The organism is Mesorhizobium sp. 113-3-3, assembly GCF_016756495.1.
Classification (GTDB): Bacteria; Pseudomonadota; Alphaproteobacteria; order Rhizobiales; family Rhizobiaceae; genus Mesorhizobium.
In genome coordinates this window covers 1,578,378-1,594,316 of record NZ_AP023243.1, presented here as the reverse complement: position 1 = coordinate 1,594,316, position 15,939 = coordinate 1,578,378, and the positions used below count along the sequence as shown (strand labels likewise).

The window sequence follows — 15,939 nt, the reverse complement described above, 5'->3', positions numbered from 1 at the left end:
GGGCGGCCTTGTGCCGCCCGTGCTATGTCTGAAACCAAGATCGCTAGGGAGAGGCTGCTCTGATGTCGAGCACCTGGATGACGACTCGTGCCTGGTTGCTGATCCTGCCGCTGCTCGTGGTCATGGTCGCCGTCATCGGCTGGCCGCTGGTCGATACGGTCGGTCTTTCCTTCACCGACGCCAAGCTGGTCGGCACCGGCGGCAATTACGTCGGCTTCGACAATTACACCAACATGCTGTCGAGCTCGAATTTCTCGCGCACGCTGGTCACCACGACATTGTTCGCGGTGATTTCCGTTGCCGCCGAAATGGTGATCGGCGTTCTCGCCGCCCTGCTCCTCAATCAGCAGTTCCACGGCCGCGCCATCCTGCGCGCCCTGATGATCCTGCCCTGGGCGCTGCCGACGGTGGTCAACGCGACGCTGTGGCGGTTGATCTACAATCCCGAATATGGCGCGCTCAATGCCGCCCTGACGCAACTCAATCTCATCGACGCCTACCGCTCATGGCTGGGGGAGCCGGGGACGGCGCTGGCCGCCCTGATCGTCGCCGACTGCTGGAAGAACTTTCCGCTGGTGGCGCTGATCGCTCTCGCCGCCTTGCAGGCGGTGCCGCGCGATATCACCGCCGCCTCGCTCGTCGATGGCGCGGGACCGTTCAACCGCTTCCGCTTTGTCATCCTGCCCTATCTCGCCGGCCCGCTGATGGTGGCGCTGGTGCTGCGCACCATCGAGGCCTTCAAGGTCTTCGATATCATCTGGGTGATGACCCGCGGCGGCCCGGCCAACAGCACGCGCACGCTGTCGATCCTCGTCTACCAGGAAGCCTTTTCGTTCCAGCGCGCCGGCTCCGGCGCGTCGCTGGCGCTGATCGTCACCTTGCTCGTCACGGTGCTCGCCGTCGCCTATGCGGCGCTGGTGAGAAAAACCGCCGGGAGTGCCGCCTGATGGAACGCAGAAGCCCCGCCTTCACCGTCTTCGTCTATGCCTGCGCGCTGCTGCTCGCCGCCGTCATCCTGGCGCCCATCGCCTGGCTGTTCATCATGAGCATTTCGCCGGCCGCCGATCTCGCCGCCAAGCCGCTGCGCTGGTGGCCGCAGGCCGCCGACTTCTCCCGCTACCAGACATTGCTGTCGACCGTCGAAAACAGCGCCGGCGCCGCCTTCACCTCGTCGCTTCGCAACAGTCTGGAGATCGCAGGCATGGCGACGCTGGCAGCGTTGGCCCTGGCCATCCCAGCCGGCTGGGCGGTGTCGCGCACGCCTGCGATCGGCTGGTCGCTGTCGATGGTCATCGCCACCTACATGCTGCCGCCGGTGGCGCTCGCCGTGCCCCTCTATATGGGCCTGTCGCACCTTGGCCTGCTCAACAATGTCTTCGGCCTGGCGCTGGTCTACCTGACCATCCTGGCACCCTTCACCACATGGCTGATGAAATCGGGCTTCGATTCCATCCCGCGCGAGATCGAGGCTGCGGCGATGATCGACGGCGCCGGCCTGTTCCAGACGCTGCGCATCATCACGCTGCCGCTCGCGGCACCCGTGATGGCGACATCGGCGCTGTTTGCCGTGCTCCTCGCATGGGATGAATTCTTCTACGCGTTGCTGTTCACCTCCGACCAGCGCGCCAAGACCTTGACCGTCGCCATCGCCGATTTGGCGGGCGGCCGTGTTTCCGACTACGGGCTGATCGCCACCGCCGGCGTGCTGGCCGCTCTGCCGCCGGTGCTGATCGGCCTGGTCATGCAGCGCGCGCTGATTTCGGGCCTGACCAGCGGCGGTGTGAAAGGATGACGATGACTGCAGAAAAACCTCGGCCCGCCGGACTGGTCGCCATCGACCGCGAGATGGCGCGCCAGCATGCGGATGCGCGTGCGTCGTTCGAGAACAACGCTGCCATGGCGGCAGACGTCGCCGCCTCGATCCGGAAGACCGGGCGCCTGCTGCTGCTCGGCATGGGCGGCTCGCACGCCGTCGGGCGCGCCGTCGAGCCGCTCTACCGCGCGCTCGGCATCGATGCGCTGGCGATGCCGCTCTCGGAACAGCTCGGCCAGCCGGTGCGGCTGGACGGCAGGACGGTGCTCATCACCTCGCAATCCGGCGAGAGCGCAGAGGTCGTCAGGTGGTTTGCGGAGGCCGGCAGCACAGCCGCCGATGTCTTCGGCCTGACGCTGGAAGGCGGCTCTTTCCTCGCCCGCACCGCGCCTTGCCTTGTCGGCGCCGGCGGCACCGAACAGGCCTTCGCCGCCACCCGCAGCCTGACGGTGAGCTTCGCCTTGCATCTGGCCATGCTTGCTGCATTGGGTGAGGACCCAGGCGCCGCTCTTGGCGCGCTGGATCAGCCACAGGACAACGACATCACGCTGGCACTCGCCGCGCTGGAAAAGGTGACAAGCATCGTCACCTCGGGGCGCCGGCTGCAAGGCGTGGCCGAAGCGCTGGCGCTCGGCCTGACGGAACTGTCGCGGCTGCCGTGTTTTTCCCTCGAGGGCGGCCAGTTGCGCCACGGACCGATGGAGATGCTCGGGCCGAAAATCGGCGTCATCCTGTTTCGCGGCAACGATCCGACCACGGAGCTGGTGACAGCGATGGCCCTTTCCGTGGTCGAGGCCGGCGCGCCGCTCCTGATCTTCGACGCTTCCGGGCAATCGCCGATCGCTGGCGCGGTCACGCTCTCCTTCAAGCCGGCTACGGGTCTGGCCGCGGTCTTCGCCATGCTGCCGGTGGCGCAGCGCCTGATGATCGCCTTCGCCGACAGCCGCGTCGACAATGCCGGCACGCCCGTGCGCTCCACCAAGATCACCAGGAGCGAGTGATGCGTCCGCTCGCGGTGATCGGCAATGTCAATGTCGACCTGATCGTGGGCCCGGTCGCGCCTTGGCCGAAGGCCGGAACGGAAACCGTCGTCGACCATGACGATCTGCGCGTTGGCGGACAGGCCGGCAACACCGGGCTCGCCTGGCAGGCGTTGGGCATCGATTTCGAGATCGCCGCCAATGTCGGCGACGACCAGTTCGGCCGCTGGCTGCGTGAGGCGTTCGGTGCGCGCGCCGACAAATGGCCTGTGCGCCCGGAGAGCACGACGCTTTCGGTCGGCATGACCCATCCCGACGGCGAGAGGACGTTTTTCACCACGCGCGGCCACCTGCCCCGCTTCAGCCTTGCCGACGTACTTTCGGTGCTCGACGGCAAGCGGCTCGCCGGCGGCTATGCGCTGCTGTGCGGCTCCTTCCTCACCGACGATCTCACCCACGACTACGAGGCTTTCTTCGACTGGGCGAACGGGCACGACATAGCAGTGGCGCTGGACACCGGTTGGCCGATGGAGGGTTGGACCCCGGCGAACTGCAAGGCGGCCCGTATGTGGCTCGCGCGTTGCGACCTTGCCTTGTTCAACGAGGTGGAGACAGTGACCCTGGCCGGCCTGCCCGATCCGGTCGAAGCCGCGCGGCAAATCCAGTCCACTATGAAGAAGGGCGCGACCGCCGTCGTCAAGCGCGGCCCCGAGGGGGCGATCGCCATCGGCCCGGGCGGAGCGCTGGTCACGGCGACCGCGCCCGACGTCAAGGTCATCGACACGATCGGCGCCGGCGATGTCTTCAATGCGGCCTTCCTGGCCGCACTGGCGCAGGACCAGACGCTGACCGCCTCGCTCGCGGCCGCGACGCAGGTGGCGTCGCGCGCCATATCAACCTTGCCCCGTCACTACGGCGAACCGATGCATCCAAGGGAAGCCACGCATGAGCGCGCTTGAAATCCGCAACGTCCGCAAGAATTACGGCAGCGTCGAAACGCTGAAAGGCATCGACATCGCGCTGCAGAGCGGCGAGTTCCTGGTGCTGCTCGGCTCGTCGGGTTGCGGAAAGTCGACGCTTCTCAACATCATCGCCGGCCTTGCCGAAGCGACGAGCGGCGACGTGCTGATCGGCGGCCGCTCGATCCTCGGCGTCCATCCCAAGAACCGCGACATCGCCATGGTCTTCCAGTCCTACGCGCTCTATCCGAACCTGACCGTGCGCCGCAACATCGGCTTCGGCCTGGAGATGCGCGGCGTTGCCGCCGACGAACGCGAAAAAGCGGTGAACGAAGCGGCAAGGCTGCTGCAGATCGAAGCCTTGCTCGACCGCAAGCCGAGCCAGCTTTCCGGCGGGCAGCGCCAGCGGGTCGCCATCGGCAGGGCGCTGGTGCGCAAGCCGCAGGTCTTCCTCTTCGACGAGCCGCTCTCCAACCTCGACGCCAAGCTGCGCCTGGAAATGCGCACCGAGTTGAAGCGCCTGCACCAGATGCTGCAGACCACCGTCGTCTACGTCACCCACGACCAGATCGAGGCGATGACGCTGGCGAGCCGCATCGCGGTCATGCGCGACGGTAGGATCGAACAGCTCGGCACGCCCGAGGAAATCTACAACGAGCCGGCAACGCTCTATGTCGCCGGCTTTGTCGGTGCGCCGTCGATGAACATGCTGCAGGCGACGGTTCAAGGGGCCATGCTGGCCATCGATGGCGCCAATGCGAGCCTGCCCTTGCCCACCCGGTTCCGCAACGCGGTGCGGGACGGAGCGCGGGTCGTGGTCGGCATCAGGCCCGAAGCACTGCGGGTCGCGGCGGATGCAGCCGCGCCGTCACTGCCGGTGGAAATAGAAGTCGTCGAACTGACCGGTCCCGAACTGGTCACCACCGCGCGGATCGGCACACAGCGGCTGACGGCCTGCCTGCCGCCGGCGTCCCGCGTCGCGAAAGGCCAGGCAAGCAGCTTCACCTTCAGCGAGGACGCGCTGCGGCTCTTCGACCCCGACACGGGCAAGGCTTTTTGAGTGCAAAAACGGCGCCTGCCGGCTGAAGGCCTTCAGGATTGCGTCCCGGAGGCATGCTCGGCATCGGGTGATCCCGCGATTTCCAGCAGGGACGCCACCAGCAATTGCCGTTCGTCCTTCGACAACACGTCGGAATCGAAGAGGTTCATGCTGCGCAGCCCCTCGATGGCGAGATAACAGACCAGCAGCGATTTGAGGTCTGATGTTTCGCCCTTCAGCCGTTCGAAAAGCTGCCGCTTGTATGTCTTTATCGGCGTCATGAAATCGGGATCCTCGGCGATCGCCGAAAAGATCCACGAGGCCGAGGGTCGCTTTTCCTCGCAATCATCGGCCGACAGCCTGATATAGACGGCGAGCGGATTTTTGCCATCGTCGTTGCTGTTGGCGGTTTCCAGCGCCTGCTCGAAATCGCGCAGATAGCCTTCGACCAGCCCCTGCATCAATTTGGCCTTGGTTGGGAAATTGTAGAGCAACCCGCCCTTCGACACGCCGGCGCGACTGGCCACCGCTTCCAGCGACAGGCTGCCAGGCCCGGATTCGCGGGCAACATCAGCCGCCGCCGCGAGGATCTTCTCGCGCGAGTTCGGTCGTTGGACTTTCATGGCGCCTCCCGTGGCAAGCTTAGGCCCAATTGACAAGACCGTCCAGACGGTACAGTAAAGCCGCCACTATTTGAAATCGGGACCCGCAGTCGATATGTGTCCCGATGTCCGAGCTTCGCGCCGGATTTCGACTGAGGGGAATTCCTTGTTCAAGCGCATACTTCGTATCTTTCTCGTCATCGTCGTTCTGGCTGTGCTGGTCATCGTGGTCGGCGGCATCGTCGGCTTCAACTTCCTGCGCGACAACGGCATCAAGCAGTATTTCGCCACGATGAAGCCGCCGGCGGCGACCGTTTCAACGACCATCGCCAAGCCGTCGAGCTGGACGCCGGGCGTCGAGGCGATCGGTACGGTGCGCGCCGTGCGCGGTGTCGACCTGACGGTCGAGACTACCGGCATCGTCAAGGACATCCTTTTCCACGCCAACCAGAAAGTGGCGGCCAATGCGGTGCTGCTGCAGCTCGACGATGCCGTCGAGCGCGCCGATCTCGACGCACAGAAGGCGCAGGCCGCCCTCGATCAGGTATCGCTGACCCGCGCCATCGAACTGACCAGGCGTGGCGTCGGCTCCGACTCGACGCTGGACACCGCACGTGCGGCGGCCTCGGCTTCGGCGTCCCAGGTCACCAAGCTGCAGGCCGTGCTCGACCAGAAGCAACTGACGGCGCCTTTCGGCGGCACGGTCGGTATTCCGAAGATCGATATCGGCCAGTATATGGCGCCCGGCACCGCCGTGGTGACATTGCAGGATCTCGACACGATGCGGGTCGATTTCTCGGTACCCGAACAGCAGCTCCCGCTGCTCAAGATCGGCCAGACGGTCCGACTGGGCCTGAGCGGCGCGGACATGCCGTTTGCCGGCGAAATCCGGGGCATCGACCCCAAGATCGACCCGTCCAGCCGGCTGGTGAACATCCGGGCGGAAGTCGCCAATCCCGACGGCAAGCTGACCCCTGGCCAGTTCGTGCAGGTGCGTGTCGAACTGCCCGAGGAGCAGAACGTGCTGTCGCTGCCGCAGACGGCACTGACCACCAGCCTCTATGGCGACTATATCTTCGTGGTGCAGCCGGCCAAGCCTGCCGACGCGGCCCCGGCGCAGCCCGCCAAGCCGGAGGAAAAGCCCGCTGCTGCTGCAAGCCCCAAACCGGCGGACACCAAGCCGGCGGATGCGATGAAACCGGCAGCCGATGCGATGAAGCCGGCGGCTGACGCCATGAAACCTGCAGCCGATGCTGCAAAGCCAGCCGACAAGGCCGCTTCCGATGCCACCAAGCCGGCTGCCGACCCGGCCAAGCCGGCGGCGGAAGGCGACAAGCCCGCGCTGGTGCTGTCTCAGGTCTTCGTCAAGCCCGGCCGCCGCAATCAGGGCATGGTCGAGATCGTCGAAGGGCTGAAGGCCGGCGACGAGGTCGTCACCGCGGGTCAGAACCGCCTCTTCAATGGCATGTCCGTCAACGTCGACAACACGATCGACCCGACCAAATCGGCGAACAAGCAGGCCGACCAGCAATGAGCTTTTCCGATCTCTTCATTCGCCGGCCCGTCCTGTCGACGGTCCTTGGCTGCATGATCCTGCTCCTGGGTTTCCAGGGCATCTTCAACCTGTCGATCCGGCAGTATCCGAAGGTTGACGAAACCGCGATCACCATCACGACGGCCTATCCGGGCGCCAGCGCCGACCTGATCCAGGGCTTCATTTCCGCCCCGATCGCACGCGCCGTCGCCTCGACCGAGAACATCGACTACGTCACCTCGTCCAGCCGCCCGTCATCCAGCACCGTGACGGTGCAGATGAAGCTCGGCTCCAATCCGGACGTGGCTCTGACCGAAGTACTGTCCAAGGTCCAGGGCGTGCGCGGCACCTTGCCGGACGCGTCCAAGGATCCGGTCATCGTCAAGGGCACCGGCCAGCAGTTCGCGATGATGTACATCTCGATGCAGAATCCGAACATGACGAAGGAGCAGTTGACCGAATATATCGAGCGCGTCATCCGGCCCCGCATGTCGACGGTCGAAGGTGTCGCCGACGTGCAAATCTTCGGCGCCCAGCAATACTCGATGCGCGTCTGGATCGACCCGATCCGACTTGCCGCGCGCGGCGTGACGGCGGCGGAAGTGCTGACGGCGATCAACAATTCCAACTTCCTGTCGGCGCCCGGCAACACCCAGAACGAATATGTCGTCTCGTCGATCACCGTGCGCTCGACGCTGCAGACGCCGGAAGCCTTCGCCGAACTGCCCCTGCGCTCGACCGACGGCAATGTGGTGAGGCTGCGCGACGTGGCGCGCGTCGAACTCGGCGCGGAGAATACCGACACCAGGGTCTCCTTCAACGGCAAGCCCGGAACCTTCCTCGCCATCTTCCCGACCCCGGCGGCCAACCCGCTGACCACGGCGGCAGCGCTCACCAAGCTCGTGCCGCAGATCCAGGAAACCCTGCCGAAAGGCATGACGATCGAGGTCGTCTACGACGCGACCGGGCAGATCAGCGCCTCGATCGAGGAGGTGTTCAAGACCATCGGCGAGGCGGTTGCCATCGTCGTCGTGGTCATCCTTCTGTTCCTTGGTTCATTCCGTTCGGTGATGATGCCGATCATCACCATTCCGCTGTCGCTGATCGGCGTCTGCTTCCTGTTGTTTTCGGTGGGCTATTCGATCAACCTCCTGTCGCTGCTGGCCATGGTGCTGGCGATCGGTCTTGTCGTCGACGACGCCATCGTGGTGGTGGAGAACATTCACCGCCACATGGAAGAAGACCACATGTCGCCAATGCAGGCCGCGTTCAGCGGCATGCGCGAAATCGCCTCGGCCATCGTCGCCATGACCATGACGCTGGCGGCCGTGTTCGCGCCGCTGGCCTTCACCGGCGGCCTGACCGGCGCGCTGTTCCGCGAATTCGCGGTGACGCTCGCCGGCTCGGTCGTGCTGTCGGGCGTCATCGCCGTCACCATCACCCCGATGATGTCGGCGCGCCTCCTGAAGTCCGGCACGCCCGGCCGTTTCCAGCGCATTGTCGACGGCATTTTCGCGCGGGTCGAGCACGTCTATGAGCGGGCCGTCACCGGCTCTCTGAACTATCGTCCTTTGACGCTGATCATCGTGCTGGCGCTTGTCGGCGTGACCGGTTTCATGTTCACCAAGACCTCGAGCGAACTGGCGCCGGAAGAGGATCAGGGCTTCCTGCTCTCGCTGGTGACCGCGCCGACCTATGCGACATCGGATTACACCGAAACCTATGTGAACCAGATGCTCGGCCTGGTGAGGGATATTCCGGAAACGCGGGCGCAGTTCTCGGCGGTCGCCTTCGGCGGCTCGACGAACAGCGCTTTCGTCGGTTTTGCCTTCAAGGATTGGTCGGAGCGCAAGCGCAATTCCAAGGAACTGCAGGCCGACATCACGGCTCGTCTCGCCAAGGTGGCGGGCGTGCAGGCCTTCGTCTTCGCACCGCCGACGCTGCCGGGCTCCGGGGGCGGCCTGCCGATCGCCCTTGTGGTGCGCTCGACCGGAGATTCCGCGGAAGTGTACAAGGCGGCCGAGCAGATCAAGAACAAGGCACAGGCCTCCGGCCGCTTCATCGTCGTGCAGAACTCGATGTCTTATGACTCGCCGCAGGTGACGGTGACCATCGACCGCGACCGCGCCGCCGCGCTGAACCTGCCGATCGCCGACATCGGCCGCACGCTGACGCTGCTGGTCGGCGGCGCCGAAGTGGCGCAGTTCGACCGCGACTCCAACAGCTATGACATCATCCCGCAGGTGCCGCAGCAATTCCGCGACAATCCCGACAAGCTCGGCGAGTATTTCGTGCGCAGCGTGACGGGCGAGATGGTGCCGCTATCGGCCGTTGTGAAGATTTCCAACAATGCCTCGCCGGCGGCGATCGAACAGTTCAACCAGCTGAATTCGTCGACCATCTCCGCGCTGCCGCTGCCCGGCGTCACCACCGGCGACGGGCTGAAGGTCCTCGAGGATATTGCCAGGGAGAGCCTGCCCGACACCTTCTTCATCGACTATTCCGGTCAGTCCCGGCAGGAGAAGGAACAGGGCAACACCATTTTGATCGCTTTCGGAGCGGCCGTCATCGTCATCTACCTGGTGCTGGCGGCTCAGTTTGAAAGCTTCCGCGATCCGCTGATCATCATGATGGCGGTGCCGCTGTCGATCTTTGGCGCCATCGTGCCGCTCAATCTCGGCCTCGGCACGCTCAACATCTACACGCAGGTGGGTCTGATCACGCTGATCGGCCTGATCACCAAGCACGGCATCCTGCTGGTCGAATTCGCCAACCAGCAGCGCGAGGCGCATGGCATGCGGCGGCGCGACGCCATCATCGCCTCGGCCAAGGTGCGCCTGCGGCCGATCCTGATGACGACGGCGGCGATGGCGCTGGGCGTCGTACCGCTGATCACGTCGAGCGGCGCCGGTGCCGCGGCCCGTTATTCGATGGGCCTGGTCATCTTCACCGGCATCCTCGTCGGCACCATGTTCACGCTGTTCGTCGTGCCGATGTTCTATACCTTCATCGCCAGCAAGGACCTGCCGCATCTTGCGGAAAAGCCGGATCCGAAGCTGATGCCGGCATTGCCGGACTGAACAAAAAAGAGGCCGGGAAAATCCCGGCCTCTTTTTTTTGGCTGCGCTCTATACCGCCGGGATGTTCCGGAGGGAGTCCTGAGCGGGCGCGGCAGTCCGCCGGCCTGCCCGCAGCCTGCTACTTGACGATTACGATGCTGGTGTTGGCCGGCCCGAAGGTCTCGACCAGCTGGTAGAAATCGGCCGCATTGTCCGGGTGCAGCCGCACGCAGCCATGCGAGGCCGGCTGGCCGAGGCGCTTGATGGCATAGGTGGCGTGCACCGCGTAGCCGCCGCTGAAGAACACCGAGTGCGGCATCGGCGCGTTGTCGTACTTCTTCGAATACCACATCTCATGCATGCGCGTCGGCTTGAACGAGCCCGTCGGCGTTACATGCGCCCGGTCGCCGGTGGAAACCTTCCAGGCAAAGGTCGGCCGGCCGTCGACCGAGACTTCCATGATCTGCTGCGAAAGCGAGACCCGCGCCACGATCTTGTTGGCGGCGTGCGCTGCGTTGGCGCCGAACAGAAGTGCAGCACCCGTGAGCGCGGCTGCGGTGATGTTGATGAGCTTGGCGGAAATGGTGGTGTGCATGACGTCCCCTCTCTCTGCCGGTCAGGCCGGCTCCAATTCGATGAGCGGCTTATCGATGCGGCGTGTTTCGGGGAGATTTCGCGAAATGCTCGTTTCTGTTTCGAATCTGTTTCCTCTGGTTAACAAGCCAGGCGACCACGGCGACGACGATCACGCCGGCAGACGGTGGTGAGATGCCGCACATAGGTATTCCCCGCAAAACGAAAGTTCGAATTGTTTCAATATGAAAGATCAAAGGGCAATCCCGAAACCAACCGGCAACAAAGCGCGGCTTCAGGCGGCATGATCCGGATACCGGCCACCCGCAAGGTTGACGTAACGAAAGCAGACGGCAACGACCATGGGAACGAAAACGAACACGCGGTCCTGGCTCTTCAGGATCAGCATCGCGGCGGCAGTCACAGGTGGTGTCGGCACGGTTGCCGGCGGTCCGGTGGCAAGGCTGGCGGCGATGAGTTCGAGCGAAATCTCTACCCTGCACGTCGCCCTGTTTTCCGCCTCGGTCTGGATTGTTTCCAGCCTGCGCATCACCCGGCTCAAGGCCCTCTGGCGGGTTGGCCTTCGGTTGCTGGCATTGCGCGGCCCCTCCGGCAACTTGCTGCCGAGAGGACCGAAGGCCCGCGCCGCAGCGGGGGGCTCCGTGGGCGGCGCGGGCACTTCGGGAGTTTCCTGAAGCGACCCGCGACATACTACTCATTTTGAAGAATTGGCATTTCTGGGGAGTTGGAACGATGAAGACGAAATTCGCCGCCTCTGTACTTTCCGCCCTGCTTTACGCGCAGGGCCTGCTTGGCTTTGCCGCCCTGGCCACCGTGCTCCTCAAGGAGCGTGCCCACGCAAACGAATTCGTCGTGAGCAGCGACATGCCATCCGGTCCGTCGCTGCTGGTGGTGCGCTGACCGCGGGAGCATCGGCAGGAGGAAAATCCGATGCTCAGCCAGAAAGACAGCCCGGTTACGCTAAAGTCAGTCGGCGAATTGCTGCGGCGGATCGAACCTGTAGCCCGCGCCACGTATGGTGGTGATGGTCTCTGTGTCGAGCTTGCGGCGCAGCCGCACGATGCGCGAATCGATCGAACGATCGAAGGCGTCGGCGTTCTCGGCCGGTGCGGCTGCGATGATGTCGTCTCGCGTCAGCACCTTGCGGGGGCTCGCCAGGAACAGCCTGAGCAACGCCACCTGACCGGGCGAAAGCTGTTCCTCCGTACCGGAACGGTGCATGACGATGGCCGATCTCAGATCGACGGTTGCGTTCTCCAGCACGATCAGTTCCTGCGTGCCCCTGCCCCGACGCGACAGCAGGCCGCCGACCCGGGCAGCCAATTCCCTGACATTGAGCGGGCTTTCGACGACGTCGGCCGCACCCAGTTCGAGCGCCAGCACCTTGTCGACGAGATCGGACGGCCGGCAGATCAGGATGAAATCGGGCCCGTCCCGGCCGCCCTCGCCCTGGCCGCCATAACGCCTGAGCAGGTCCCGCCCTTCCGCCTGGCTGAGACTGTCACCGACGACGACGACATCGATGCCTGCGCCCGCCAGCAGCGATTCCGCCTCCCAGGGCTGTCGCGCCTGGCGCACATCATGGCCACGCCGCTCGAGATGGTCGGCAAGTTCGGTCGCGACCACGTCGGCGACGGAAACAAGTGCAATGACGGCTCGTGCAGCCATGTTTTCCAACCGTTCCCTTGCAACCCGATATGAGTGCTGGACATGATGTTTATACCCAATCTACTTTCCACTGAAAGTGGGAGCGAGAGCATCGTGCGGGCAAGAATAGTGATCGTCGAGGACGAGCCCGACCTGAGGGACGCGGTTGCCGAATATCTCGGCGCCGCCGGCTATGATGTGGCGACCGCCGAAACCGCCGCCGCCGCGCGCAGCCTGATCGAGACCCAGGCCTTTCATCTGGCCATTCTCGACATCGCCATGCCCGGCGAGGACGGGCTGTCGCTCGGCCGCTGGCTGCGCTCGAGAATGCCGATCGGAATCATTTACGCGACCGCCGCCGGCACGGCGCTCGACCGCATCGTCGGCCTGGAGCTCGGCGCCGACGACTATATCGTCAAGCCATACGAACTGCGCGAAGTGCTGGCCAGGGTCCGCAGCGTGCTGCGCCGCGTGCCGCAGCCGACGGAACCCCTCGACAGGAAGACCAGGACGGACCGCCGTTCCGTCGCCTTCGGCCCGTTCCAGGCTGATCTTGACGGCAGGCTGGTCACGGGCGCCAACGGCACCGTGATCGACATGGCCAAGAGCGAATTCGACGTGCTGGAGGTTTTCCTGACCCGCGCCAACCGGCTGCTGACCCGCGCCGCGATCTCGGAGGCGATCGGCTTCACCGAGGATCCGGAATCATCGCGCGCCGTCGACATCCGCATCATGCGCCTGCGCAAGAAGATCGAGGCGGATCCGGCCAACCCGAAATTTCTGCGCACGGTGCGCGGCGAAGGCTATATCTTCTCGCTGCCGACCGGCGACAGCAACTGAGCGCCAGGGCCTGAAGGGCCTCAGGTTCACAGCCGTTGCTCGCCGGTCGAATGGGGCCGATCGGATTGGCCCGACCGAACTGGCAAGATTTTGGAATAGCGGCTGAAAATGACGGGCGAAGCAACAAGCGCGGACATGCAGGGTTTCAGGCAGGGCGCGGCAATGGCGGCCGTGCGCGTCGTTCGCCGGCTGCGCGAGGCCGGCGACTGGCAGCGCGAGATGGACGGCATACTGGAAACCCTTTGCCGGGCCATCGAGTGCCAGCGCGGCATCCTGTTCCGCTTGCGCGAACTGCCGGGCCAGGGCTTTGCCCAGTCGGTATCCGCCTACTGGATCGACCCCGACTTCGGCGGCGAACTGGCCTCGCCGACCGTCATCATGCAGTCTATCGTCAATTCGGACCCGCTGCTGGAGCGCGTCGCCGAGGACGAACGGCAGGGCAAGATCTTTGCCGGGCATACGCGCAATCTCGAAGGGTTCCTGAGAACCGATTTCGAAAAGCAGAACATCAAATCGTTCCTGTCGGTGTCGGTCTTCGCCCATGGCCATCTGTGGGGCACGCTTGCCGTCAATGACTGCGTCGACGAGCGCGAGTGGACCGACGAGGAAGAGGCGACGCTGCACATCATCGCGCTCGCCATCGGCGACGCCATCGAACACTCGCCCTCCGACGCCCATGCCAGCGAGGTGATCCGCCGCACCATGCTGCAGGCTTCGCTCGATGCCATCATCGTCATCGACGAGGCCGGATCGATCATCGAATTCAATCCTGCCGCCGAAAAGATGTTCGGCTTCCAGCGCAGCGACATCCTCGGCAAGGACCTGCTCGACACGGTCGTTCCGGAATACTACCGCAAGGGCTATTCCTCGGGCGCCGACTACATGTCGGGCCGCGGCGCGCCGATGGTCGGCCAGCGGCTCGAGACCGTGACGCAGAATGCCGCCGGCGAGGTGTTTCCGATCGAGCTGACGGCGACCGAGATGCGGGTCGCCGACCGCCGCCTGATCTTCGGCTCGATCCGCGACCTGCGCGACAGGCTGCGCGCCGAGGAAGAGATCAACCGGCAGCGCGAGAAGCTGCACCAGAACGAGAAGATGGCGGCGATGGGCTCGCTGCTTGCGGGCGTTTCTCATGAGCTCAACAATCCGCTGGCGGTGGTGGTCGCCCAATCGACGCTGCTGCACGAATTCGCCTCCGACCCGCAGACCAAGGTCCGCGCCGAGAAGGTGCGTGCCGCGGCCGAGCGCTGCGGCCGCATCGTCAAGAGCTTCCTGTCGATGGTGCGTCTGCATCCGGCGGCGCAGGCCGAGACCGATCTCAACCAGGTGATCCGCGCGGCCCTCGAAGTGACCGCCTATGGCGCACGCTCGAGCGGCATCATCATCGACACCGATTTCGCGTCCGGTCCGCTGCTGGCCATGGCGGACGCCGACCACGTGACGCAGGTGGCGGCCAATTTCCTCATCAACAGCCAGCATGCGCTGGCCGGCATTGCCGGCGACCGGCTGATCAAGGTGCGGACCTTCCGCGGCGAGCGCGGCAATCCCGGCTTCTCGGTCGAGGACAACGGGCCGGGCATTCCCGAAGCGATCCGCAACCGCATCTTCGAATCCTATTTCACCACCAAGCCGGTCGGTGTGGGCACCGGCATTGGCCTGTCGATCTCGAAATCGATCATCGAACGGCACAATGGCAATGTCTGGTTCGAGGAAGTGCAGCCCCGAGGCGCGCGTTTCGTTGTCCAGTTGCCGGCCATTTCGGCGGGCATCGCCGCTGCCGGCGAGAGCCAGCCGCGCTCGAGCGGCCTGCGTCATGCCTTGATCATCGACGACGAGCCTGATGTCGCGGGCTCCTTGTCCGACATTCTCGAATTGATGGGCATCAAGTCACGGATCGCGCCGGTTTGGGAATCGGGCGCCGCCACCTTGAGCGGCCACATGCCGCCCGACATCGTCTTTTCGGACCTGCGCATGCCTGGCACATCAGGCATGGCCATCTACCGCGAGTTGCTTGCCGAGCGGCCCGAACTGGCACGGCGTTTCGTGCTGGTTACCGGCGATCTGATCGGCGCCAAGGCGGAGATTGAAGCCTTGCCGGCACCGCAGCGGCCGCAGATCCTGGAAAAGCCGTTTAGCACGCTGGACGTGCGCAGCGTGCTTTCATCCATCGCCGAGCAAGCTGCGTTGAAGGGCTAAAAAAGAAGCTCCCGGCCGACTTGCGGCGGGAGCTGAAAGGAGCGCTGGAGGGAGCGCTCGGGGAGGTCAGAGCAGGATCCCGAAAGGGAACGGTTTCGGGACCACGCTTCGACGGAAATCTAGAAAACGTTTGGTGTGTTGGTCAGCGGCGCGGCATTGGCGATCATGCGGATCGCCCGGGCCTTGTGCGTCCCGGACTGTTCGGCGATGGCGCGCAGGCAATCGATGCTTTCAGCACCCCATGCCTGCCCCTTGCAGGCGAAATCGAGCGTCGGCACCGGCAGGCGAGCGGCCTTGGTTGTCGTCGGCGCACCGTCGACCACATTGGCCGGCGGATTCAGCGAGGCGAAGGCCGGCCCGACTGTCGGCGTGAGCGCCATGCCGATGAAGGCGCAAGCAGCCAGCCCCATGAACATGGCCATGGGGTGGTCGCTGGCGCGTTGGCGTAGCGCCAGTTTCGGGCGGCGGTCAGCGCGCTCTGGAGCCTGGAGGCGGTGGTCGCTGCTGATGGTCTCGATTTTCGCATGCATTGCCTTCCCCTTCGCTGCGTTTCTTTTTGATGATGAAACGAACTTATTCGCACTTTGTAACAGCACAAAATTGGCGTAGCTCTGGCAATGTAACGAGATTGAAACGGCGCTATCGGGCAAAACCGGTCATGATCGGTCAGCCGGCT

General features: G+C 64.6%; 15 protein-coding genes. 10 read left to right on the top strand and 5 right to left on the bottom strand.

What is annotated here, in order from left to right:
- Window positions 1–62 precede the first annotated feature (62 nt).
- Genes JG746_RS07710 through JG746_RS07690 form a run of 5 tightly spaced genes read left to right on the top strand, consistent with a single transcriptional unit; the run spans window position 63 to window position 4,812 of the window.
- Window positions 63–947 (top strand): carbohydrate ABC transporter permease, encoded by an 885-nt coding sequence (locus JG746_RS07710; protein ID WP_202357602.1) that lies wholly within the window; start codon window positions 63–65, stop codon window positions 945–947.
- Window positions 947–1,792 (top strand): carbohydrate ABC transporter permease, encoded by an 846-nt coding sequence (locus tag JG746_RS07705; protein WP_202357601.1) that lies wholly within the window; start codon window positions 947–949, stop codon window positions 1,790–1,792. Before JG746_RS07710 ends, JG746_RS07705 begins: the two co-directional genes overlap by 1 nt.
- Window positions 1,789–2,814: an SIS domain-containing protein gene (locus tag JG746_RS07700; protein WP_202357600.1), complete on the top strand. Its 1,026-nt coding sequence runs from the start codon at window positions 1,789–1,791 to the stop codon at window positions 2,812–2,814. The genes JG746_RS07705 and JG746_RS07700 overlap by 4 nt, the downstream gene beginning before the upstream one ends.
- Window positions 2,814–3,752, top strand: coding sequence for a PfkB family carbohydrate kinase (locus JG746_RS07695; protein WP_202357599.1), 939 nt, complete (start codon window positions 2,814–2,816; stop codon window positions 3,750–3,752). The genes JG746_RS07700 and JG746_RS07695 overlap by 1 nt, the downstream gene beginning before the upstream one ends.
- Window positions 3,739–4,812 carry an ABC transporter ATP-binding protein gene (locus tag JG746_RS07690; protein WP_202357598.1) on the top strand — a complete coding sequence of 358 codons (1,074 nt, stop codon included), beginning with the start codon at window positions 3,739–3,741 and terminating at the stop codon, window positions 4,810–4,812. Before JG746_RS07695 ends, JG746_RS07690 begins: the two co-directional genes overlap by 14 nt.
- A 32-nt stretch (window positions 4,813–4,844) precedes the next feature.
- On the opposite strand, the gene JG746_RS07685 is transcribed toward JG746_RS07690, so the two are convergent.
- Entirely contained in the window at window positions 4,845–5,414 is a 570-nt protein-coding gene (locus JG746_RS07685) for a TetR/AcrR family transcriptional regulator (protein WP_202357597.1), read from the bottom strand.
- A gap of 145 nt (window positions 5,415–5,559) precedes the next feature.
- Here JG746_RS07685 and JG746_RS07680 point away from each other — a divergent pair, with 145 nt between their 5' ends.
- Together JG746_RS07680 and JG746_RS07675 are read left to right on the top strand one after the other, a co-directional pair.
- Complete coding sequence (locus tag JG746_RS07680) at window positions 5,560–6,927, top strand: efflux RND transporter periplasmic adaptor subunit (protein ID WP_202357596.1); 1,368 nt, start codon at window positions 5,560–5,562, stop codon at window positions 6,925–6,927.
- Window positions 6,924–10,007 carry an efflux RND transporter permease subunit gene (locus JG746_RS07675; RefSeq protein ID WP_202357595.1) on the top strand — a complete coding sequence of 1,028 codons (3,084 nt, stop codon included), beginning with the start codon at window positions 6,924–6,926 and terminating at the stop codon, window positions 10,005–10,007. Before JG746_RS07680 ends, JG746_RS07675 begins: the two co-directional genes overlap by 4 nt.
- A 118-nt stretch (window positions 10,008–10,125) precedes the next feature.
- Here JG746_RS07675 and JG746_RS07670 read toward each other — a convergent pair whose 3' ends face one another.
- The gene (locus tag JG746_RS07670) at window positions 10,126–10,581 is read right to left on the bottom strand and encodes a L,D-transpeptidase (RefSeq protein ID WP_069090292.1); all 456 of its coding nucleotides are present in this window, start codon (window positions 10,579–10,581) and stop codon (window positions 10,126–10,128) included.
- A 273-nt stretch (window positions 10,582–10,854) separates the two neighbouring features.
- On the bottom strand, window positions 10,855–11,109 hold the full coding sequence (locus JG746_RS07665) for a hypothetical protein (protein WP_202357594.1): 255 nt from the start codon (window positions 11,107–11,109) through the stop codon (window positions 10,855–10,857).
- A gap of 203 nt (window positions 11,110–11,312) precedes the next feature.
- Between JG746_RS07665 and JG746_RS07660 the strand changes: the two genes are divergently transcribed.
- Window positions 11,313–11,480, top strand: coding sequence for a hypothetical protein (locus JG746_RS07660; RefSeq protein WP_202357593.1), 168 nt, complete (start codon window positions 11,313–11,315; stop codon window positions 11,478–11,480).
- Between the two features lie 66 nt (window positions 11,481–11,546).
- Here the strand turns inward: JG746_RS07660 and JG746_RS07655 are convergent, their stop codons facing one another.
- Window positions 11,547–12,248 (bottom strand): response regulator transcription factor, encoded by a 702-nt coding sequence (locus JG746_RS07655; protein ID WP_202357592.1) that lies wholly within the window; start codon window positions 12,246–12,248, stop codon window positions 11,547–11,549.
- Between the two features lie 45 nt (window positions 12,249–12,293).
- Here JG746_RS07655 and JG746_RS07650 point away from each other — a divergent pair, with 45 nt between their 5' ends.
- Both JG746_RS07650 and JG746_RS07645 read left to right on the top strand, forming a co-directional pair.
- On the top strand, window positions 12,294–13,067 hold the full coding sequence (locus JG746_RS07650; protein ID WP_199644843.1) for a response regulator: 774 nt from the start codon (window positions 12,294–12,296) through the stop codon (window positions 13,065–13,067).
- Between the two features lie 108 nt (window positions 13,068–13,175).
- Window positions 13,176–15,263: a PAS domain S-box protein gene (locus JG746_RS07645; protein WP_202357591.1), complete on the top strand. Its 2,088-nt coding sequence runs from the start codon at window positions 13,176–13,178 to the stop codon at window positions 15,261–15,263.
- Window positions 15,264–15,382: 119 nt separating this feature from the next.
- On the opposite strand, the gene JG746_RS07640 is transcribed toward JG746_RS07645, so the two are convergent.
- Window positions 15,383–15,793: a hypothetical protein gene (locus tag JG746_RS07640; protein ID WP_202357590.1), complete on the bottom strand. Its 411-nt coding sequence runs from the start codon at window positions 15,791–15,793 to the stop codon at window positions 15,383–15,385.
- Between the last annotated feature and the right edge of the window lie 146 nt (window positions 15,794–15,939).